Here is a 20,479-nt window from a genome sequence, read left to right as displayed (position 1 = left end):
CGTTCATGAGGTCCGGCGGCTCAGCAGTAGAGGTTCGAGCCGGTCGGCACGCCCAGGATCTGCGTGAACTGCTGGTACTTGGTCACCCGGCTCTGGACCTGCGCCGGGTTCCTGCCGTCGCACTCCAGGGAGCCGTTGATCGAGCGGATGGTGTGACCGAAGCCCGCCTGGTTGACCATGGCGTTGTGGCCGGTCATCGTGCCCGGGCCGCTCTGGGTGTTCCAGTACCAGAGGCCGGTCTTCCAGGCCACGGCCGCGTCGTTCTGGACGAGCCAGGGGTTGTTCAGCAGGTCGATGCCGAGCGCGTCACCTGCGGCCTTGTAGTTGAAGTTCCAGCTGAGCTGGATCGGGCCCTTGCCGTAGTAGGCGGCCTGCCCGGCCGGGCAGCCGTAGGGTTGGCTCCAGTCGCAGTAGTGCGGGTAGTTGGCGGTGTTCTGCTCGACGATGTGGACCAGGCCGCCGGTCTCGTGGCTGACGTTGGCGAGGAACGCCGCCGCCTCCTGCTTCTTCACCGTGTCGCTGCCGGTGTTGGCGAAGCCCGGGTAGGCGCTCAGGGCCGCGGTGAGACCGCTGTACGTGTAGAAGGGGTTCCGGTTCGGGAACATCTGGTTGAACTGCGACTCGCTGACCACGAAGCCGGACGGGGACGGGGTGCCGCCTCCGCTGCAGGTGTACGGGTCCCAGTACCAGGTGCTGATCGTCGGGCTGTAGCCCGGGTTGTCGTGCTCCGCTATGTAGTAGGAGCCGTTGTACCTGACAACGTTGCCAGCCGTGTACCAGGCGCCCTGCTGCCAGTTCGGGGCGGTGTCGCAGGGGCCGGCGGCGGACGCGGAGGGCGTCAGGGTCACGGCGAGGCCGGTGGCCATGAGGACGGCGGTCAGCAGTGCCATGAGGCGGGTTCTCAGCACTCGATCACTCCTTTGAGCGCAACGGCCTTACCCGGAGCGGTAGTTGCTCTCCGGGCGCGGCCGCGGTGGGGGGCTGTGCGCACACTCAAGCGCGATTGACGTGATCGAGTCAAGGTATAGACCAATGTGACTTCCGGGTAAGTCCCAGCGGTTCGGCGGTCTCAGAGGTCCTTCCAGAAGGAGTGGTTGTGCTCCTTCGCCAGATCCGTGGGCCGGACGCCCTCGGACGAGATGGCCGTGGTGTGCGGCGCGTCCGGCGTGTACGGCTGCCACGGTGCGCGGCCGGTGCGCGCGAAGTCCGACCAGATTCCGGTCAGCGCGCCGGACAGGCGCCGCTGCTCCGCCGTCAGCGGCTCGGACCAGTCCAGGTCGAACAGATAGGGCAACTCGGCGAGGTGCGGGGCGCCGACCGGGAAGCTCGCCCGCGGGAAGTCCTTGAACCACGGGTTGTCCTGCTCGGAGAACTCGTACGCGTACGTCGCCGTTCGCGCGCCCAGCGCGTCATTGGTGGCGATCGCCGAACGCCCCCAGACGGCGTCCGTCATGGCCGCCGCGAGCGCCCGCCCGTATGAGCCGCGGTAGGCGCTCGCCGGATACCGGGCGAGAGCCTTCTCCGCGACCTCCGCGCCGTAAGCGTCGGTCACGTACGCACGGACGTCGTGCTCGTCGAGCAGCCGCTGCCGGGACAGCTCCAGGCCGTACACGCGGAACGTCTCCTCGTCGCGGTTGATGCCGTGCAGTACGGGCACGCGGTTGAAGCGTCCGGACGCGAACGCCTCGCGGGGTGTGCGGGGCAGCAACGGGGTGCCGTGGACCGGGCCGTAGCGCGTCTTCTCGTCGTCGGCCGCCACCAGCTCCGCCGCGGACACCGTGCGCAGGGGCTTCTCGAACTTCCCCTCGAGGCGCCGCGCGTGGCGCAGGGCCTCGGCACGGGTCAGGGTCTCGTCGTCGTCCAGGCACGGGCCGCTCTGCAGGACCGCCCGGTGGAACAGGCCCGCCGACGCCGGTGAGACCAGGTTCGCGCAGACGCTGCGGGCGCCGCCCGACTCGCCGAACAGCGTCACATTGCGCGGGTCGCCGCCGAAGGCCGCCGCGTTCGCCCGGACCCAGCGCAGAGCTGCTTGCTGGTCCTGGAGCCCGAAGTTGCCGTCGCCCAGGTAGCCCAGGGCCCCGAGACGGTAGTTGACCGTCACGACGACGACATCGCCGCCCGCCGCGAGGCGCTGCGCCCCGTACATCGCCCCCTCGCCGTCCTCGTGGTCCCCGCCGTGCAGCCAGACCATGACCGGACGGGGCGCCGGCGCCGCGGCGCGTGGGGTCGTGACGTTGACGAAGAGGCAGTCCTCGGCGTCGCTCTTCGGGCCCTTGACCGGGATGGCGCCGGACTGCGCGCACGCCGCACCGGGCTCGGTCGCGTCCCGTACGCCGCGCCAGGCGCGCACGGGCCGGGGGGCCTCCCAGCGCGCGGGCGGGGCGGCGTACGGGATGCCATGGAAAACGCGGGCGGTCCCGGTGAGGATGCCGCGTACTGCGCCGTCCGCCGTGCGCACGACGGGGGAGGGGCCGGTGGGCGGGCCGGCGGCGGTGCCGGTGCCGGTCAGGGTGCCGGCCGCGAGGGCGGCGACGGCGGCGATCACCACAGTTGTTTTCGACATGACCATGACGCTACGGAGACGGCGTCGCCTCGGGCAGCCGACGCACCCCCGTACAGCGGGTGTCGTCAGGTGCACCCCGCGCCGGGGGCCGGCCCCCCCGTCAGGAACGCGCGTGCGCGCCGGCCGCCGCTCAAGGGCGCGGGCTCGCGTTCAGGGACCGTGCGGCGCACCCTTGAAGGGGTACCGCTGGAGGTGAACCGTCATGCAGACACTCGTCGGATGGCACATCGAGATGGAGTTCAAGGAGGACGGCGACCGGACCCGGGCGGCCGCCATGGTGAGGCTCGGTGACGGGACGGAGTACCGCGGACACGGAAACGCGAACAGGCACCACTCCGACCAGCCACAACTGCTCGTCGGCGAGGAGATCGCCGGCGCCCGTGCGCTGATGGACCTAGCTTCCCAGCTCCTGCAGAAGGCGCACACGGAGATCGACCAGGCATCAGGAAGGCAGTCCCACCAGCTCCTGCGGTGAGCGGGAGCAGGTGAGCGGAAGCCGGTGAGTGGGAGCGGACGAGCGGGGCCCCGGCCGTGCCGGGGCCCCGCTCACCTGCGCCGCGTCAGTACATCAGGGCGTCGTCCATCGAGCTCTGCCAGTAGCTGACCGTCGTGGTGGTGTCGGTGTACGTGTCGGCCGGCAGGCTGATCACGGCCGGGGCGGCGTCGGTCGAGCCGGAGCCGCTGCGCGGGGCGAAGCTCACGGCGAGCCTGACGGCCGTGCGACCGTCGTTCCCGCTGCCGTCCGCCGCCGCCAGCATGATCGAGGCGTAGGCGGACTCGCCCGGCGCGATGGTGACGACGGCCTGCGGCCTGCTGTCGTGGTTGACGGCCGTGGCGGCCTGCGCGTCGTCGAAGCGGAGCAGCGGCGCGTGGTACGCGTTGCACGGCTCGGAGCCCGTGTTGGTCATGGTGAGCAGCGCATGGTTGATGGGCCGGCGCACCGTGCTGTAGGTGACCTTCACGTCCGCGCCGCAGGCGGTCATGACCGGGCCCGGGTCCTCGGTTCCCCCACCGGAGCCGGCGGCGGAACCCCCGGCGCCACCCGTGCCGCCGGTGCTGCCGCCGCTGGTCGCCTTGCCGTTGCCTGCCGGCTTGTCGGCGGACGGGCTCGCGGACCTGGCCGGGTCCGAGGTCGGAGCCGTGGTCGGTTCCGAGGTGGGCTTCTGTGTGGCGGGAGCACTGGTGGAAGGGGCCGCGCCCTCGTCCCGGGCACCGGAGTCGTTCTGGCAGGCGGTGAGCGACAGGGCCGCGATCAGGGCGGTGGCGGCGACGGCCGTGGTGCGGATCAGGTTGGTGCGCATGGTGGTGGTTCTCCCCGTTCGTCAGGTCGTTCTCTGTCCATGCCTTGCGGCGTGGTCACAGGTTGGCGATCGGCGGATTCCGGCCGCAACGCCCGCCGGACCATTGGGGATGCCGGAACGCCTGCGCGTACGCTGACCTGGGCGGAAAGCCCTTGCCTGGAACGACGTTCCGGGACGTTGCACCGGCATGACATGGGGGAGAACAGCAGTGGCGACGACGCCGGAGACCGAGCAGCTCGCGACCGTGCTGCGGCAGTTGAAGGACCGCTCCGGACTCAGTTACGGAGTGCTTGCCACCAAGTTGCACGTCAGCACGTCGACGCTGCACCGCTACTGCAACGGCGACGCTGTTCCGGCCGAGTTCGCCTCCGTCGACCGGCTCGCTCGGCTGTGCGGGGCGCAGCGCGAGGAGTTGGTCGATCTGCACAGGCGGTGGATCGTCGCGGACGAGGCCCGCCGGCGCGGACGCGCCGGAGCGGAGCCGGCGACTTCGGCCGCCGCGCCGGTCACGCCGGTCACGCCGGTCACGCCGGTCGCTGCCGATGAGGAAGCGGGTGCCGGGACCGACGTCACGGGCGGGGGCGCGAAGGCCGGCGTCACGGCCGAGGCGGCCGGGTCCCCGGCAATCTCCGCCCCTGCCGCGGACGAGCCCGCTCCACCGCCGGCCACCGGCCACACCGACGAGGGCGGACCGCGGCCCCGTGCCCTGGGGGGCACCCGGCGCAAGGCCCTCCTTGTGGCCGTTGCCGCAGCCGCCGTCGTCGCGCTCGCCGTTCCCGTGGCAGTCGTCGCGAGCAATGCCGGTGACTCCGGTGACTCCGGTGACACGGGCACCACGGCCGACGGGCCGGCCGGATCCGTCGAAGCGCCGCAGACCGCCGCCTCCCGTTCCGCCTCCGCCTCGGTCTCCGGCTCGCCCTCGACGAGTGCCTCACCGAGCGGCAGCCCGGACACGAGCGCCTCCCGTGCCGGCGCGACCCCGTCGGCAGAGGCGTCCCGGGACGGCAAGGCGCCGGCCGGGGCCGGCGGCGTGCCGCTGCGTGTGGGGGTCAGTTCGTACAACTGGGCCTCGCCGTGCGGGCAGCACTACCTGCTCGACGGGAAGTCGGGCAGCGTCCCTCCGCCGCCTGCTCCGCAGGACTACCGGAACTGGGCCCGCGCGCTCGGCGGCGTCGACGCCGGCCGTATGCAGCTCCAGCTGACCGCCACCGGCAGGACCGAGGACTCGGTCGTCATCAACGCCGTGCACGTACGGACCGTGGCGCGCAACGCCGCACTGGCCTGGAACGCGTACTCGATGGGCGAGGGGTGCGGCAGTGGCGTCACCCCGCAGACGTTCGACGTCGACCTCGACGCGGGGCGCCCCGTCGTGAAGCCCGTCGCGGGAACGGACGGTGACCTGACCGTGCCCGCCAAGGACTTTCCGTACAAGGTGGCGTCGAACGATCCGCAGGTTCTCAACTTCGACGTGCACACCGAGGGGCACGACGTCAGCTGGTACCTGGAGGTCGTCTGGAGCAGCGGTGACCGGAGCGGGACCGTCCGCATCGACGACGGCGGCAGGCCTTTCCGTACCAGTGCCGCGGAAGGACGCCCCATGCACGACTACTGGCCGGACAAGGGCGAGTGGGTGGCTCGCTGACTCGTCCGGCCAGTGGGCGGAACCGTGTGATCAGAGGCGCTCGGGCGTCCGGATGCCCAGCAGCGCCATGCCCTGGTGCAGCGTGCGCCCGGTGAGGTCGACGAGGAAGAGGCGGTTCTCCACGACCTCCGGCGGGTTGTCCGCGCTCAGCACGTGGCACTGGTCGTAGAACGTCGTCAGGTGCGAGGCCAGCTGGTACAGGTACGCGGCCAGCTTGTGCGGCTCGTACGAGGACGCCACCTCGGCCAGCACCTCACCGAACTGGTCCAGGTGCAGACCGAGCGCACGCTCGGCCGGAGCGAGTGCGAGCTCCGGGTGCGCGACCGGGCTGCGGTCGCCCGCCTTGCGCTTGATCGACTGGATACGGGCGTACGCGTACTGGAGGTACACGGACGTGTCACCGTTCAGCGACACCATCTGGTCCAGGTCGAACTTGTAGTCGCGCACCGCGGACGTCGACAGGTCGGCGTACTTCACCGCGCCGACGCCCACGTACCGGCCGTTCTCGACGATCTCCTGCTCGCTCAGGCCCACCTTCTCGGCCTTCTCGCGCACCACCGCCGTCGCACGGTCGATCGCCTCGTCCAGCAGGTCCACCAGGCGCACCGTCTCGCCCTCACGGGTCTTGAACGGCTTGCCGTCCTTGCCCAGCACGGTGCCGAAGGCCAGCTGGACCGCCTTGACCTTGTCGTTCAGCCAGCCGGCCCGGCGGGCGGTCTCGAAGACCATCTTGAAGTGCAGGGACTGCCGGGCGTCCACGACGTACACGAGGGTGTCCGCGCCGAGGTTCTGCACACGGTCGCGGATCGCGGAGAGGTCCGTGGCGGCGTAGCCGTACCCGCCGTTGGACTTCTTCACGATCAACGGGACCGGATTGCCGTCGGGGCCCTTCACGTCGTCGAAGAACACGCACAGCGCGCCCTCGGAGCGCACGGCCACGCCGGACTCCTCGAGGATGCGGCAGGTCTCGTCGAGCATGTCGTTGTACCCGGACTCACCGACGATGTCGGGGTCACGGATCTCCATGTCGAGCTTCTCGAAGACCGAGTAGAAGTAGATCTTCGACTCGTCGACGAACTTCTGCCACAGCGCGAGGGTCTCCGCGTCGCCGGCCTGGAGCTCCACCACCCGGCGCCTGGCCCGGTCCTTGAACTCCTCATCGGAGTCGAACAGGGTGCGGGACGCCTTGTAGAGACGGTTCAGGTTGGACATCGCCTCCTCGCCGGAGACTCCGTCCCTGTGGTCCAGCTCGTGCGGGTGCTCGATCAGGTACTGGATGAGCATGCCGAACTGGGTGCCCCAGTCGCCGATGTGGTGGCGACGGACCACCTTCTCGCCGGTGAACTCCAGGATCTGCACCATCGCGTCGCCGATCACGGCGGACCGCAGATGGCCCACGTGCATCTCCTTGGCCACGTTCGGCTGCGCGTAGTCGATCACCGTGGTGCCGGACTCCGCGGCGAAGGGCACGCCGAGGCGGTCGTCGGCCGCACGCGCGGCCAGCGTCCGAGTGATCGCCTTGTCGGTGATCGTGATGTTCAGGAAGCCGGGGCCGGAGACCTCGATGTCCCCCAGGACGTCGTTCGGGCCGATGGCGTCCACGACCTTGGCCGCCAGCTCACGGGGATTGCCCTTGAGCTTCTTGGCCAGCGCCAGGATGCCGTTGGCCTGGAAGTCGGCCCGGTCGCTTCGTCGCAGCAGAGGGTCGGCGGAACCGGCCTCCGGCAGTGCTGCCGTGAGGGCGTCCGCGAGGCGCAGCTGCACATTCGATGCGAGGGAAGGGACCGAGGCCATGAGCTTCCGTTCCGATAGGAGAAGGTCTGTTGCGGTTGTCAAGTATCCCATGGAGACACAAGCGGTCTCCCGGAACAATGAACCGCGCCCCGCATAGCCCGGAGCGATTGGCTCCGTCTGGGAGAATGGCTGAGAGCTCCGGCTCCGCCCAGCTCCACCCCAGCTTCAGCCAGCTTCGAGAAGCTTCGAGAAAGAAGGACGTGCCGACCGTGGCTCAGAGCAGCACCGAGACCGACTGGGTCTCCCGTTTCGCGGACGAGGTCATCGCCGAGTCGGAGCGACGTGCGCCTGGCAAACCGGTCGTCGTCGCGTCCGGACTGTCCCCCTCCGGCCCCATCCACCTGGGCAATCTCCGCGAGGTCATGACCCCGCACCTGGTCGCCGACGAGATCCGGCGGCGCGGCCACGACGTCCGCCACCTGATCTCCTGGGACGACTACGACCGCTACCGCAAGGTGCCGGCCGGTGTCGAGGGCGTCGACGAGTCCTGGGCGGAGCACATCGGCAAGCCGCTCACCTCGGTCCCCGCGCCCGCCGGCTCGGCCCACCCGAACTGGGCCGAGCACTTCAAGGCCGCCATGACCGCCGCCCTGGACGAGCTGGGCGTCGAGTACGACGGGATCAGCCAGACCGAGCAGTACACGTCGGGCGCCTACCGCGAGCAGATCCTGCACGCGATGAAGCACCGCGGCGACATCGACGCGATCCTCGACCAGTACCGCACCAAGAAGGCCCCCGCGAAGAAGTCGCAGAAGCCGGTCGACGAGGCAGAGCTCGAGGCCGCGGAGGGCTCCGGCGCGGCCGCGGAGGACGACGGCGGCGGCGCCGGCGGGTACTACCCGTACAAGCCCTACTGCGGGCAGTGCGGGAAGGACCTGACCACGGTCACCTCGTACGACGACGCGACCACCGAGCTGGCGTACACCTGCACCGCCTGCACCTTCAGCGAGTCCGTCCGGCTGAGCGAGTTCAACCGCGGCAAGCTCGTCTGGAAGGTCGACTGGCCGATGCGCTGGGCCTACGAAGGAGTGATCTTCGAGCCGAGCGGCGTCGACCACTCCTCCCCGGGCTCGTCGTTCGTCGTCGGCGGGCAGATCGTCCGCGAGATCTTCGACGGCGTCCAGCCGATCGGCCCCATGTACGCCTTCGTCGGCATCAGCGGCATGGCCAAGATGTCGTCGTCGCGCGGCGGCGTGCCCACCCCGGCCGACGCGCTGAAGATCATGGAGGCGCCGCTGCTGCGCTGGCTGTACGCCCGCCGCCGGCCCAACCAGTCCTTCAAGATCGCCTTCGACCAGGAGATCCAGCGGCTCTACGACGAGTGGGACAAGCTCGCCGCGAAGGTCGAGGACGGCAGCGCGCTGCCGGCCGACGCCGCCGCGTACTCGCGGGCCGTCCGGACCGCCGCCGGTGAGCTGCCGCGCACCCCGCGCCCGCTGCCCTACCGCACGCTCGCCTCCGTCGCCGACATCACCGGCGGCCACGACGAGCAGACCCTGCGCATCCTCAGCGACCTCGACCCGGCGAACCCGCTCACCTCGCTCGACGAGGCACGGCCGCGGCTCGACCGCGCCGAGAACTGGATCACCACCCAGGTCCCGGCCGACCAGCGCACCGTGGTCCGCGCCGAGCCCGACACCGAACTGCTCGCCTCCCTCGACGACGAGGGCCGCGAGTCGCTGCGGCTGCTCCTGGAGGGCCTGGACACGCACTGGTCCCTGGACGGCCTGACCACGCTCGTCTACGGCGTGCCGAAGGTGATGGCCGGTCTGGCGCCGGACGCCAAGCCCACGCCTGAGCTGAAGATCGCCCAGCGCTCGTTCTTCGCCCTGCTGTACCGCCTGCTCGTCAGCCGCGAGACCGGACCGCGTCTGCCCACGCTGCTGCTGGCGGTGGGTGCGGACCGGGTCCGCAAGCTGCTGGCCGCCTGACGACCGCGCCCGGCAGGGCCCTCGCCCCGTGAGGGGTGAGGGCCCTGCGGCGTTTCTGCGCCCTTCGGCCTACCGCGGGATCCGCCGTGCTACGCACGACGAAGCGGCCACGGCACCGGGAGACGGTGGACCGCCGAGCGCACGACGAAGCGGCCACGGCACCGGGAGACGTGGGCCCGGAGGCCGCCGCCCCGTCACGCGATGTGCTCGGCCTCCAGGTCGGCCTGGTGACGGTTCTTGAACTCGGGCATCAGGCGGCGCAGCAGCGCCCCACTGCGCGGGTGGTTCACCCCGTGGCGGTCGGCGAGCAGTATGTCGAGGTGATCGGCCTTCGGCCAGTCGTTGTTCTCTTTGACGTACGTCCTGAACACCGGGTACGCGAGCTCCGCGAACTCCTTGTCCTCGGCCGTGTAGTCGGGGGCGGGCTCTGACGCGGGCTCGTCGTAGGGCACGGGTCCCTCGACGCCGCCGTCCGCGTAGGCCTCTGCCGGCTCCTGCCGGGCGTACTGCTGCTGGTACGGCACGGCCTGCTGCTGCGGGCCGTAGGGCGCCTGCTGCTCGTACGGCCCGTCCTGCGCCTGCACGTCGGGGGACGGCCCCGAGCCGAGCGGACGGGTGCGGCCGGGGCCCGCGGGCACCGGCACCGGATGGGGCTCCAGGCCTTCCACGTACGTAGGGTTGTACGCGCGCTCGTACGCGTCCTGCGGAACCTGCGGGGCCGCGAACCACGGGCTCTCGTGGGAGCCCGGGCCCTCGTACGCCTCCTCCGAGGCCGGCTCGTCACGCCGGGCCGCGACGGCACGGTCCTCACGCCGGGACGACGGCTCCGCCTCGCCGCCCACCGGCAGCTCCGCCGGCGCCGATGCCTGCGCCACCGGCGCCGGCGGCAGCAGGACCGGCTCGATGCCCGCCGCCGCCAGGCCCGCCGGGGCGGTCTGCGCCAGCGGCACGCCGAACTTCGCCAGCCGCAGCGGCATCAGCGCCTCGATCGGGGCCTTGCGCCGCCACGCCCGGCCGAAACGTGCCTGAAGGCGGGCCTGGTAGATCAGCCGGTCCTGCTCGAGCTTGATCACCTGCTCGTAGCTGCGCAGCTCCCACAGCTTCATCCGCCGCCACAGCTTGAACGTCGGGACGGGGGAGAGCAGCCAGCGGGTGAGCCGCACACCCTCCATGTGCTTGTCGGCCGTGATGTCCGCGATCCGGCCCACCGCGTGCCGGGCCGCCTCGACGGCCACGACGAAGAGGATCGGGATGACGGCGTGCATGCCGACACCGAGCGGATCCGGCCACGCCGCCGCGCCGTTGAACGCGATCGTCGCGAAGGTCAACAGCCAGGCCGTCTGGCGCAGCAGCGGGAAGGGTATCCGCATCCACGTCAGCAGCAGGTCGAGCGCCAGCAGCACACAGATGCCGGCGTCGATGCCGATGGGGAAGACCAGGGAGAAGTCGCCGAAGCCCTTCTGCTCCGCGAGCTCGCGCACGGCGGCGTACGACCCGGCGAAGCCGATCGCGGCGATGATCAACGCGCCCGCGACGACGACCCCGATGAGTATTCGGTGCGTGCGTGTCAGCTGCATCGCGGCCACCCGCGACCCCTCCCCAATTCCTGGACCGGATGTCCGCACAGGCCCGTGCGCGGATCCTGAACCGGCGGGCACAGCCTGGCACATGCCACCGGAGTCCGGTCCTCCGGGCTCCAGGCGTTACGTACTTGTGTACTACTTGTTGGCCGTGGCGACCGAGGCCACTGCCTCCTTGGCGGCCTTGAGGGCGGCCTTCGTCAGATCGGCGGCGGAGGGGTTCTTCGCGCCCGCGTAACCCGTGCCGTTGTACGTGAGGGTCACCACACCGTTCTCGGTGCGGGCCACGATCGTGGCGTAGGTGAAGTCCTCATCGGTCTTGCGCAGCGTGTAGTTGACCGTCGTCGCCTCGTCGCCCACCCCCGGGGCCGGGGAGGTCTTGACGTCCTTGGCGCCCTCGGTGCCCTTGGCCTTCGCGATCTCCTTGGCGTACGACTCCACCGCGCGCTGCTCGCCGCTCACGGCGAGCGAGGCGTCGGAGTCGTAGCGCAGGAACGAGACGTCGAGCCAGCGGTACTGCGACCCCTTCACGCCGTTGTCGTCCAGGCCGTTCCAGGAACAGCTGCCGCGCCGCGCGATGTCCGACGACTTGCCGGCCGTGCCGTTCTTGGACTTGGTGCCGGGCACCAGGTCCTCGATCGTCTTCTCCGTGATCGAGTCGCACGGACTCGGCAGCTTGCTGAACCTCGCGGGAGCGACGGTCGGGGACTTCTTGGCCTCGGGGGCGGCGGAGGCGGACGAAGCGGAGCCCTTGGAGGCACTGTCGGAGTCCGAGGAACAGCCTGCGACGACGAGCATCACCGGGACGGCGGCGCAGGCGAGTATGCGGGTGAGTCGCGGGGCTGAACGGTGCATGGTTCCTTCAGTCGGTCAGGTACTCGGTCGGTCAGGTACTCGGTCGATCGGTCACGCAGTCGGTCCGTGAGGCAGTCGGTCCGTCGGGCCGGCCGCCGGACGGACCGGCGAGGCCACCGTACGCGGAGGCGGCACAGCTGTGGGCCGGACCGCCGAACGCGCGAACGGGAGAACCCGGGCCGGGAGACCGCTCACTCGTCGAACTGCTCCGCCAGATTCCGGGCCAGGCTCCGCGCCTTCTCCTGCAGTTCCTTGCTGTCGGGCACTCCTCCCGTCACGGCCGGTTGCTCGCCGTAGACGACGGTGACGATCACATTGGATGTGCGGAACACCACGCTCACTGTGCGGCGCTGAACCGTGGAACCGGCGCGGCCGAGCACGTCGTCCAGGAACGCCGCGTCGCCGAGCCCTTCCAGCGCCCGGGGCTCGAGGCCCTCGAGAGCGGGAGCGGAGGAGGACGTATTGGCGGAGGCGGAGGCCCCGGCCGCCGTGTCCGTGGACGCTCCGGCGCCCGGGCCGGCGCCGCTCGAACTCCCGGCCGCCGGGCTCCGGGTGGTCGACGGCGAGGCGCCGTCCGTCTCCGGCTCGTCCTTCGGGGGCGCGATCGGAACGGAAGCGGAACCCTGCTTCTTCTCGAAGACCTCCTGCGCACGGTCGTCGTCGCTGACGGCCGGGTCGTAGGAGACGACACGTTCGAAGTCGACCCGCAGCTGGTGCGAGGCGTCCGGGGCGTCGCCCTTCCAGCTGCACGCCACCCGGCGGTCCGTGTCGTAGGTGACGGCGGCCGTGCCGCGCAGGACCTTCTGCTGCTGTTCCTCGGGCAGCGTCACGGTGCCCGGCAGCAGGTCCTTCAGCGTGGAGAGCTCGACGGACCCGCACGGCTCGAGAAGCGTGCGGTACTTGCCGGGGGGCGCCGCGGAGGCTTTGGCCCCGTTGACCTTGGCGTCGATGTCGGAGCCCTCGGTGCCGTCGCCGGCGGTGCAGCCGGTCACGAGCGCCGCGAGAAGCGCCGCCACGCCGGGCACGTACGCCTTACGTTGCACGCCCGGGCTCCCTTCTGTCTGTGCTCCGCGCCGCTCTCACGGCGAAAACTGGTTGCCGCCGTTCGGAGGCCGATGGACACAATGTCTATCGCACACGCTGCCGTGGCCGCCGGTCTGTCGAGTCTTTCGCCGTCATTGGTCACGTGATTTGCGTTTCACGCCGTTTCGGGGGAATTGAGCAGATATGTCGTACGTGGAGATGCCGGGCGCCAAGGTCCCGATCCGTATGTGGACCGACCCTTCGACGGTCGAGGACGTCGCGCTGCAGCAACTGCGGAACGTGGCCACGCTGCCGTGGATCAAGGGCCTCGCCGTGATGCCTGACGTCCACTACGGCAAGGGCGCCACCGTGGGCTCGGTGATCGCGATGCACGGGGCGGTCTGCCCGGCCGCCGTCGGCGTGGACATCGGCTGCGGTATGTCGGCGGTGCGGACCTCGCTGACGGCCAACGACCTGCCGGGTGACCTCTCGCGGCTCCGTACCCGGATCGAGCAGGCCATCCCGGTGGGGCGCGGGATGCATGACGAGATGGTCGACCCCGGCAGGGTGTACGGCCTCGAGGCCGGTGGCTGGGACGGCCTCTGGGACCGGTTCGACACCGTGGCCGACGCGGTGAAGTTCCGCCGGGAGCGTGCCACCAAGCAGATGGGGACGCTTGGCAGCGGAAACCATTACATCGAATTGTTGCTCGATGAGGGTGGTGCGGTGTGGCTCACGCTCCACTCGGGGTCGAGGAATATCGGTAAGGAGCTCGCCGAGTACCACATCGGTGAGGCCCAGAAGTTGCCCCACAATCAGGGCCTGGTCGACCGTGATCTCGCCGTCTTCGTCGCGGACACTCCGCAGATGGCGGCCTATCGCAATGATCTTTACTGGGCCCAGGAGTACGCCAAGTACAACCGTGCCGTCATGATGGGGCTCTTCAAGGAAGTAATCCGCAGGGAGTTCAGAAAGGCGAAGGTCGGCTTCGAGTCGGAGATCAGCTGCCACCACAACTACGTGGCGGAGGAGCGGTACGAGGGACTGGATCTACTGGTTACCCGAAAAGGAGCGATCCGTGCCGGTTCAGGCGAGTACGGGATCATCCCCGGATCGATGGGTACCTCCTCGTACATCGTGAAGGGCCTGGGGAACGAAGCATCTTTCAACTCGGCGTCACACGGCGCGGGCCGGAGAATGAGCCGCAACGCGGCGAAGCGACGCTTCTCGACGCGGGACCTGGAGGAGCAGACACGAGGCGTGGAGTGCCGTAAGGACTCGGGCGTCGTGGACGAGATCCCGGGCGCGTACAAGCCGATCGAGCAGGTGATGGACCAGCAGCGGGACCTCGTGGCGGTCGTCGCGAAGCTGAAGCAGGTCATTTGCGTCAAGGGTTAGCCGGCGCGCAGCAACCTCGGCGTGGAGGGCCCCGGACTGTTCGCCGGTCCGGGGCTCTGCCCTCATTTCGTTGGAGTCCGGCGCCGAGTCACTCAGAACCCTTCGGCTTCGACCGACGGAGTCGGTGCTCTTCCGGTACGCAGGCGCCACAGCCGTACCTCGCAACTCCGCTCTGTACGACCGAGGGCTTCGGCTCCGCTCGCTGCGTGGCCGTGGTCCAGCAGGATGCGGTCCTCCCACTCTTTCCAACGGCGGCGATCGGGAGCGGTTTTCATACCAGGCGGTCGCTCCCATTCGGCGAGTGACGCGCCTGCGTCGCGCTTGCGCTCCAGAGCCAGGCAGCCCGGGTAGTACAGGTCTGCGCCGAGACGCTGGGCTGCTTCCTTGGTGTAGACGATGTTGTAGATCCCGTCGCGCTGGTTGCGCTTGATGACGCGCTGGGCACCGGTGACCTGCAGTGCATAGCGGCAGAGATAGGCCCCCACTGCGGTGCTTGCCGTGGTCAACGAGAGGAAAGGGAAACCCTGTGCGGTGTAACCGACGGATCCGTCTGCGTCGATGATGCCTCGCAGGTAGTACCGCCGGGAGAAAGGCACTCGGGGTGGCGCGATCTTTGTTGACTTCCTGCCGTACGGCAGGCCGAGTCGATTGATCTGTGTTCTGGCGCTCAGCGAACAGAGAGTCCAGATGGCCGAGTGGTGGGCCTCGGCGAAGTTGGTACGGCGGGTGCGTTCTCGAATGGAGCTGTTGTACGGGGTCAGTCGCTGGAACTTGCGGAGGATTCCGATGTCCCGAATGCCGATCTCCACCGTCAGTCGCCCTTTCTGGCCGACCCCTTGTGAGAGGCAACCGTCGGTTTGGAGGAAGCCGAACATGTAGGCGTAGCGCGGATCCTGGAGCTCCATGAAAGGTGGGGCGCCGACGCCGGAGGTGTTGGTCGGGGCGAACAGGCCGGCGCTAGGCTCGTCTTCATCCACGGGAAGTTCCGTTCTTCCTGGTGGTGAGGCTGGTGGCCAGGATGGCCGTCCGGGCCACCAGCCGTACTGTCGAAGATGAGCGTATTTCGCATGTCAGTTCAGCGGACAACTGTCGCGGTAAGTTGGTTCTTTCGAGTGAGAGCCTTGATCCCGGGGCCGCTACTTCTCGCCCAGCGACTTGTGGAAGAACGTCGTCGGGCGCAGCGTGCCGGAAGGGTCGGCGGCGTAGTCGGGGAGCGTGCCGAGGACCGACCAGCCCGAGGTGCGGTAGAGGCTCTCCGCCGCGCTGCCGGTCTGTGTGTCCAGCATCAGCAACGTGCGGCCGGACGCGGCGGCGAAGGCCTCGGCCGTGGCGAGGAGACGGCGGGCGATGCCGCGTCCACGGGCCGCGCGGTGGACCAGGAGTTTGGCTATCTCGGCGCGGTGCCGGCCGTTGGGGGACGTCTCGAGTCCGAGCTGGACGGTGCCTATGAGCCGGCCGCCGTCGTGAGCGGCCCAGAGGACCACGCGTTCGTCGGCGAGGTCGGTGCCGCGGGAACGCCACCAGGCCTCGGCCTGTGCGGAGGTGAGGGACGAGGTGAAGCCCACGGAGGCGCCGTCGTCCACCGCGTCGAGGAGCAGCGCGGCGAGGTCGGGGGCGGCGGCGGGCAGTGCGGCCCGGGACAGCCGGGTGATGGTCGGGCCGTCGGTCATCACAGCTCCCTGTGCACCTTCGAGTTGGACGCCTGGGCGCGAGGCCTGACGACCAGAAGATCGATGTTGACGTGCGGCGGACGGCTGACGGCCCAGGTGATGGTGTCCGCCACGTCGTCGGCGGTGAGCGGCTCCTCCACACCCGCGTAGACCTTGGCGGCCTTGTCGGTGTCGCCGCGGAAGCGGGTGGTCGCGAACTCCTCCGTCCTGACCATGCCCGGGGCGACCTCGATCACCCGGACCGGGGTGCCGACGATCTCCAGCCGGAGGGTCTCGGCGAGGACGTGCTCGCCGTGCTTGGCGGCGACGTAACCGCCGCCGCCTTCGTAGGTGCTGAGGCCCGCGGTGGACGAGAGGATCACGACCGTGCCGTCACCGCTCGCGGTGAGCGTCGGGAGGAGTGCCTGGGTCAGGTTGAGCGTGCCGATGACGTTGACCTCGAACATGCGGCGCCAGTCGGCCGGATCGCCGGTGGCCACCGGGTCGGCGCCCAGGGCGCCGCCCGCGTTGTTCACCAGGACGTCGCAACGCTCGAGGGCGGCGGCGAAGGAGTCGACGGCGGGGCGGTCCGTGACGTCGAGGGCGTGTGCGGTGGCCTGGTGTCCGGCGGCGGTGAGCTCGGCGGCGAGCGCCTCGATGCGGTCCTTGCGGCGGGCGGTGAGGACCACGTGATAGCCGGCGGCGGCCAGTTGGCGCCCGGTGGCCGCGCCGATGCCACTACTGGCTCCGGTGACGACGGCGACGGGTTTCCCGGTGGTGCTCATGTCGTAGCTCCTCGCGCGTGTGATCGATGGTGATCGCGACGCCGCCAGAATAATTCGGCAGGACGCGCCGGAGTTCACGGGCAATCACCCGTATTTTCGGGCAATAGGTATCTTCTGGCTCATGTATGCGATGCGAAGGGCCCTGTCGGCGGGGGCCGCGGCCGTACTGCTGCTGATCGGCGCAGGGGCGGCGAGTGCGGGCGTCGACGGTGGGGGTAGTGACGGCGGCGGTGTGGACGTCGGTGGCGTGGACGGCGGGAAGGTCGCAGGCATCGACGGTGATGGTGGCGGTGGCGGTGGCGGTGGCGTCGACGGCGGTGGCGTGGGCGGCGGGAAGGTCGCGGGCATCGCGCCGGAGGCCGACGTCGCGCACCACGGTCGGGTGTCGCTGACCGAGGGCCGGATCGTGATCTCTGTGACGACGCTGAACCACGGTCCCTCCGCCCTCGCCGGGGTGACCGTGCGGCTCACCTTGTCCGTGCCCCCGGCCGGTACGCCGAGGCTGCCCCACGGGTGCCTGCGGGCTGCCGAACGGGAGTTGCTGTGCGCGACGGGCGCCCTCGCCCTGGACGGACTGGGCCGGACCCTCGGCCTGGAACTGGGCACGGTGGGCAGCCCGCACGAGGTCGTGGTGCACGTCGCCACCGCGTGGAACGGCGGGGCGAGCGACCGGAACCCCATGAACGACGAGCACCGGGTGCTGGTCCCTGCCACCGGTGACCCGTACGTCTTCTGACGGCGGGGCTGCCGGGCCGGCCGGGATCACCGCGGTGAACCGGCTCCCGACGCCCAGGCGATGTATCCGTCGGGGCGGACGAGGAGCGCGGTGCGCCGGTCCGTCGTCCAGTGGGCCCGTATGACACGGCCGGGGGCGGGCGGGGCGTCGGGCTCACTGCCGGGAGGGCTCACCAGGATGAACGCGCCTTCACGGAGCAACTCGTAGAGCCGGCCCTCGGTGAGCCGCAGGTCGGGTGCGCGCCGTCCGGTGAGGCGGTGGGAGCCGCAGGGTGCGCCGTAGGAGATGCCGATCCCGGAGATCATGCCCATCGCCTTGGCGGAGGCGGGGCGGACGACGCTGAGGATGGCGGCGGCCACTGAGCGTGCCGCGCGCTGGAACGGGGTGCGGGCCATGGCGAGGCGCACGATGCCGCCGCTGCTGCGAAGCACCGCCGCGCCGACCGGATGGCGCTCCGACCCGTAACTTTCGAGCAGGACTTCGGAGTCGGTGGCGCGGCCCAGGATGACGGAGGCGAGCTTCCAGGAGAGGTTCGCCGCGTCCTGGAGGCCGGTGTTCATGCCCTGACCGCCTGCGGGGGAGTGGACGTGTGCGGCGTCGCCGGCGAGGAAGACACGTCCCTTGCGGTAGGACGGCGCCTGACGTTCGTCGCTGTGGAACCGGCTGATCCAGCGGGCGTCGTGCATCCCGAAGTCGGTCCCGAGGGCGCGGCGGGCGATGTCGCGGACCTCGTCGAGGCCGACGGGCTCGTCGTCGGCCGTCTGACGGTCGCGGTTCCAGCCCATGACGCGGTACCAGCCGTCGCCGAAGGGGGCGATGAAGGCGAAGGCGTCACCCACGCCGTTGACCGTGAGGAGGTCGGCGGGCTCCTCGGTGAGCTTCACATCGGCGAGCACGATGGACCTGATCACCGAAACGCCGGGGAAGGGCATACCGATGGCCTCGCGCACGGTGCTGCGCACGCCGTCGGCGCCGACCACGTAGCGTGCGCGAAGGGTCCATGTGCCGGTCGCGTCCGTGGCCCGCGCGGTGACGGAGGAGCCGGAGAGCTCCAGGCCCGTGAGCTCCGTCCCGTACCGGAAGTCGACGCCGGCGGCCAGGGCACGGCGCTCAAGCAGCTTCTCCACCTCGTACTGCGGCGTGATGAGGAGGAACGGGAAGCGGGAGGGCAGCCGTGACAGGTCGAGGGATAGGCGCCGGAACAGCCTGAGGCCGGTGATCGGGGTGCCGTGGCGCACCAGCTCGTCGGCGAGACCACGGGCGTCGAGCAGCTCCAGGGTGCGTGCGTGCACGCCGAAGGCACGGGTGATGTTGCTTCTCTCGTGCGGGCGGCGCTCGAGGAGCGTGACGCTGACGCCCGCGGCGGCCAGGTCGCCGGCGAGCAGCATCCCGGTGGGGCCCGCCCCGACGACCAGTACGTCGGTGTCGAATCCGGTGCCCGGGCGGACCGGGGCGGGCTCGTTGGTCGGAGTGGTCTGCGGCGTGGTGCGGTGAACGCTCGTGCTTCCGGTGCTGGGCCTGCCGGTCATGGCTGCCTCCTGGTCCGGGCGCCCGAAGGGCTGCGCCGATGGTCAACGCTGCTCGAGTCGACGTCTGTGGGTCGAGTCCGTAGGTCGAAGGTGCCGGTCGTAGGGCGTCGGTCAACAGGTGTTGGTCAACGCTTGTTGGCAACTTTAGGAACCGCCGCTCTAGCTTGTCAACACCTGTTGGCCTACAGTTGTTGGCATGACGACGGAAGCCCCCGGCGCACCCCGCCGGTCGGACGCGACCAGGGCCGCGATCCTCGAAGCCGCCCGCGAACGTTTCGCCGCAGACGGGTACGAGCGGGCGACGATCCGCGCGATCGCCCGTGACGCGGGCATCGACCCCTCGATGGTGATGCGCTACTACGGCAACAAGGAGGGTCTCTTCGCGGCCGCCTCCGAGTTCGACCTGCGGTTGCCGGAGCTGGGTGCGCTTCCCGCCCGGCATGCGGGAGCGGTTCTCGTCACGCACTTTCTCGACCGCTGGGAGCAGGACGAGGTCCTGACGGCGCTGCTGCGCGCGGCCGTCACGAACGAGGCGGCCGCGGAGCGGGCGCGCGCGATCTTCCGTGACCAGCTGGGCCCCGTGGCCCTGGCTCTGTGTCCCGACCCCGCGGAGGCCCCCCGGCGCGCGGCGCTCATCGCCTCCCAGATACTCGGCATGGCGATGGCCCGGTACGTCCTGCGGTTCCCGCCCGCCGTGGAGATGGCCCGCGACGAGGTCGTCAGCTGGCTCGCCCCGACCGTGCAGCGGTATCTCACCGAGCCGCGCACGGAATCGAGGCCGCAACAGCGGTCGGAGGAGGGCGCTGGGACCGTGTCGGACGCGGGGCCGGAATCACAGCCGGCGACGCAGGCGGCTCAGGAGCGGCCCTGAAGCCGGCCGGTCCTCTTCCGAGGCAGGCCGGTCCTACGCGCCCGAGGTACGCAGCGCGTCGGTGACGATCGCCTCGAGGCGGGCGTGGTGGGCGCCGCGCCAGTACACCCGGCCGCAGGCCGTGCACTGGGCGAAGACGTCGTACGTGCGCTGCGTGCCGTGCTGGAGCTGTTCCTGCACGGAGTCCTTGTCGGCCTCCTTCAGCGGGCCGTTGCAGGCCGTGCAGCGCGTCCACGGCGCGAGCGTGGGGGCGAAACGCTGGAGCACGTCCCGCAGTTGGTCGTCGGGGCGGTCGCTGTACACATACGCCCCGGCCCAGATCTCGCGGCGGCGCAGCAGCCCCCGGTCGCGCGAGAGCAGCACCCGCCTTTCCTTGGCGGAGAGCGTGGCGAGGGCCGGGTCGCCGATGTCCTCGTTCTCGTACGCCGCGTCGACGCCGAGCAGACGGAGTCGCCGGGCCAGCGTGCCGAGGTGGACGTCGAGGAGGAAGCGGAGCGGGGCGCCGGGCACCTCTTGCGGGCGCTCCACGCTGAGCACCTCGACGTGCTCTCCCGCGCCCGGGACGTGTGAGGTGGGGACCTGGCGGCCGTCGACGATCAGCCGGCCCGCCTCGGTGAGCGGCACGCCCAGGGACTCCACGACGTGGCCGAGCGTCGAGGAGCCGTCGGTGGTCAGGGCCGTACGGCCCCGGCGGTAGTCCGACGGGACGAAAAGACGCAGCTCGGGGGCGACGTCGATGGTGATCTCCGGTCCGTTCACAGCGCCCAGCATGTCAAAGGCCGCGGTGGAGCGGCCAGCGTTTTCCCCGGCCGTGCGTCCTCG

Annotated in this window: 17 protein-coding genes and 1 pseudogene; 6 read left to right on the top strand and 12 right to left on the bottom strand. The window is 70.4% G+C overall.

The window, feature by feature from the left end; translation table 11 throughout:
* Window positions 1-20: 20 nt before the first annotated feature.
* Entirely contained in the window at window positions 21-908 is an 888-nt protein-coding gene (locus GLX30_RS15915) for a glycoside hydrolase family 19 protein (RefSeq protein ID WP_279632600.1), read from the bottom strand.
* Window positions 909-1,069: 161 nt separating this feature from the next.
* Complete coding sequence (locus tag GLX30_RS15910; protein ID WP_159688901.1) at window positions 1,070-2,563, bottom strand: carboxylesterase family protein; 1,494 nt, start codon at window positions 2,561-2,563, stop codon at window positions 1,070-1,072.
* Window positions 2,564-2,765: 202 nt separating this feature from the next.
* Between GLX30_RS15910 and GLX30_RS15905 the strand changes: the two genes are divergently transcribed.
* Window positions 2,766-3,038 carry a DUF1876 domain-containing protein gene (locus GLX30_RS15905; protein WP_159688898.1) on the top strand — a complete coding sequence of 91 codons (273 nt, stop codon included), beginning with the start codon at window positions 2,766-2,768 and terminating at the stop codon, window positions 3,036-3,038.
* Window positions 3,039-3,123: 85 nt separating this feature from the next.
* On the opposite strand, the gene GLX30_RS15900 is transcribed toward GLX30_RS15905, so the two are convergent.
* Window positions 3,124-3,864: a DUF4232 domain-containing protein gene (locus GLX30_RS15900; RefSeq protein ID WP_159688895.1), complete on the bottom strand. Its 741-nt coding sequence runs from the start codon at window positions 3,862-3,864 to the stop codon at window positions 3,124-3,126.
* A 208-nt stretch (window positions 3,865-4,072) separates the two neighbouring features.
* On the opposite strand from GLX30_RS15900, the gene GLX30_RS15895 reads away from it, so the two are divergent.
* On the top strand, window positions 4,073-5,506 hold the full coding sequence (locus tag GLX30_RS15895; protein WP_244258169.1) for a helix-turn-helix transcriptional regulator: 1,434 nt from the start codon (window positions 4,073-4,075) through the stop codon (window positions 5,504-5,506).
* A gap of 30 nt (window positions 5,507-5,536) precedes the next feature.
* Here the strand turns inward: GLX30_RS15895 and argS are convergent, their stop codons facing one another.
* A complete protein-coding gene (gene argS / locus GLX30_RS15890; RefSeq protein WP_159688889.1) occupies window positions 5,537-7,300 on the bottom strand; it encodes an arginine--tRNA ligase in 1,764 nt (587 codons plus the stop codon).
* A 200-nt stretch (window positions 7,301-7,500) separates the two neighbouring features.
* Between argS and lysS the strand changes: the two genes are divergently transcribed.
* On the top strand, window positions 7,501-9,231 hold the full coding sequence (gene lysS, locus GLX30_RS15885) for a lysine--tRNA ligase (protein ID WP_159695066.1): 1,731 nt from the start codon (window positions 7,501-7,503) through the stop codon (window positions 9,229-9,231).
* Window positions 9,232-9,425: 194 nt separating this feature from the next.
* Here the strand turns inward: lysS and GLX30_RS15880 are convergent, their stop codons facing one another.
* The 3 genes from GLX30_RS15880 to GLX30_RS15870 all read right to left on the bottom strand — a co-directional run bounded on the left by GLX30_RS15880 (window position 9,426) and on the right by GLX30_RS15870 (window position 12,709).
* Window positions 9,426-10,817 carry a DUF2637 domain-containing protein gene (locus GLX30_RS15880; protein WP_159688886.1) on the bottom strand — a complete coding sequence of 464 codons (1,392 nt, stop codon included), beginning with the start codon at window positions 10,815-10,817 and terminating at the stop codon, window positions 9,426-9,428.
* Window positions 10,818-10,949: 132 nt separating this feature from the next.
* The gene (locus GLX30_RS15875; RefSeq protein ID WP_159688883.1) at window positions 10,950-11,666 is read right to left on the bottom strand and encodes a DUF3558 domain-containing protein; all 717 of its coding nucleotides are present in this window, start codon (window positions 11,664-11,666) and stop codon (window positions 10,950-10,952) included.
* A 191-nt stretch (window positions 11,667-11,857) separates the two neighbouring features.
* The gene (locus tag GLX30_RS15870; protein WP_159688880.1) at window positions 11,858-12,709 is read right to left on the bottom strand and encodes a DUF3558 domain-containing protein; all 852 of its coding nucleotides are present in this window, start codon (window positions 12,707-12,709) and stop codon (window positions 11,858-11,860) included.
* A 184-nt stretch (window positions 12,710-12,893) separates the two neighbouring features.
* On the opposite strand from GLX30_RS15870, the gene GLX30_RS15865 reads away from it, so the two are divergent.
* The gene (locus GLX30_RS15865; RefSeq protein ID WP_159688877.1) at window positions 12,894-14,087 is read left to right on the top strand and encodes an RtcB family protein; all 1,194 of its coding nucleotides are present in this window, start codon (window positions 12,894-12,896) and stop codon (window positions 14,085-14,087) included.
* Window positions 14,088-14,179: 92 nt separating this feature from the next.
* Here GLX30_RS15865 and GLX30_RS15860 read toward each other — a convergent pair whose 3' ends face one another.
* The 3 genes from GLX30_RS15860 to GLX30_RS15850 all read right to left on the bottom strand — a co-directional run bounded on the left by GLX30_RS15860 (window position 14,180) and on the right by GLX30_RS15850 (window position 16,521).
* Window positions 14,180-14,992: an LAGLIDADG family homing endonuclease gene (locus GLX30_RS15860; protein ID WP_208545579.1), complete on the bottom strand. Its 813-nt coding sequence runs from the start codon at window positions 14,990-14,992 to the stop codon at window positions 14,180-14,182.
* 231 nt (window positions 14,993-15,223) lie between these two features.
* On the bottom strand, window positions 15,224-15,757 hold the full coding sequence (locus GLX30_RS15855) for a GNAT family N-acetyltransferase (RefSeq protein ID WP_159688874.1): 534 nt from the start codon (window positions 15,755-15,757) through the stop codon (window positions 15,224-15,226).
* Complete coding sequence (locus GLX30_RS15850) at window positions 15,757-16,521, bottom strand: SDR family oxidoreductase (RefSeq protein WP_159688870.1); 765 nt, start codon at window positions 16,519-16,521, stop codon at window positions 15,757-15,759. The genes GLX30_RS15855 and GLX30_RS15850 overlap by 1 nt, the downstream gene beginning before the upstream one ends.
* 121 nt (window positions 16,522-16,642) lie before the next feature.
* Here GLX30_RS15850 and GLX30_RS15845 point away from each other — a divergent pair, with 121 nt between their 5' ends.
* Window positions 16,643-17,257: a hypothetical protein gene (locus tag GLX30_RS15845; protein ID WP_279632599.1), complete on the top strand. Its 615-nt coding sequence runs from the start codon at window positions 16,643-16,645 to the stop codon at window positions 17,255-17,257.
* Window positions 17,258-17,283: 26 nt separating this feature from the next.
* Here the strand turns inward: GLX30_RS15845 and GLX30_RS15840 are convergent, their stop codons facing one another.
* Window positions 17,284-18,786 (bottom strand): FAD-dependent monooxygenase, encoded by a 1,503-nt coding sequence (locus GLX30_RS15840; RefSeq protein ID WP_159688867.1) that lies wholly within the window; start codon window positions 18,784-18,786, stop codon window positions 17,284-17,286.
* A gap of 196 nt (window positions 18,787-18,982) precedes the next feature.
* Here GLX30_RS15840 and GLX30_RS15835 point away from each other — a divergent pair.
* Window positions 18,983-19,543, top strand: a pseudogene (locus tag GLX30_RS15835) (TetR family transcriptional regulator); the annotation flags it as partial.
* 147 nt (window positions 19,544-19,690) lie between these two features.
* Here GLX30_RS15835 and GLX30_RS15830 read toward each other — a convergent pair.
* Complete coding sequence (locus GLX30_RS15830; RefSeq protein ID WP_159688861.1) at window positions 19,691-20,416, bottom strand: Mut7-C RNAse domain-containing protein; 726 nt, start codon at window positions 20,414-20,416, stop codon at window positions 19,691-19,693.
* Between the last annotated feature and the right edge of the window lie 63 nt (window positions 20,417-20,479).

Origin of the sequence: Streptomyces sp. Tu 2975, assembly GCF_009832925.1 — a bacterium.
In the GTDB taxonomy this organism is placed as follows: domain Bacteria; phylum Actinomycetota; class Actinomycetes; order Streptomycetales; family Streptomycetaceae; genus Streptomyces.
The sequence above is the reverse complement of the archived record's forward strand: the minus strand, read 5'-3'. Positions and strand labels throughout refer to the sequence as shown.

Coding starts and splice junctions, on each gene's coding strand:
- GLX30_RS15855 (WP_159688874.1), bottom strand. CDS start 15,757: ATGACCGACGGCCCGACCATCACCCGGCTGTCCCGGGCCGCACTGCCC.
- GLX30_RS15905 (WP_159688898.1), top strand. CDS start 2,766: ATGCAGACACTCGTCGGATGGCACATCGAGATGGAGTTCAAGGAGGAC.
- GLX30_RS15840 (WP_159688867.1), bottom strand. CDS start 18,786: ATGACCGGCAGGCCCAGCACCGGAAGCACGAGCGTTCACCGCACCACG.
- GLX30_RS15900 (WP_159688895.1), bottom strand. CDS start 3,864: ATGCGCACCAACCTGATCCGCACCACGGCCGTCGCCGCCACCGCCCTG.
- GLX30_RS15860 (WP_208545579.1), bottom strand. CDS start 14,992: ATGGAGCTCCAGGATCCGCGCTACGCCTACATGTTCGGCTTCCTCCAA.
- GLX30_RS15845 (WP_279632599.1), top strand. CDS start 16,643: ATGTATGCGATGCGAAGGGCCCTGTCGGCGGGGGCCGCGGCCGTACTG.
- argS (WP_159688889.1), bottom strand. CDS start 7,300: ATGGCCTCGGTCCCTTCCCTCGCATCGAATGTGCAGCTGCGCCTCGCG.
- GLX30_RS15865 (WP_159688877.1), top strand. CDS start 12,894: ATGTCGTACGTGGAGATGCCGGGCGCCAAGGTCCCGATCCGTATGTGG.
- GLX30_RS15875 (WP_159688883.1), bottom strand. CDS start 11,666: ATGCACCGTTCAGCCCCGCGACTCACCCGCATACTCGCCTGCGCCGCC.
- GLX30_RS15910 (WP_159688901.1), bottom strand. CDS start 2,563: ATGTCGAAAACAACTGTGGTGATCGCCGCCGTCGCCGCCCTCGCGGCC.
- GLX30_RS15850 (WP_159688870.1), bottom strand. CDS start 16,521: ATGAGCACCACCGGGAAACCCGTCGCCGTCGTCACCGGAGCCAGTAGT.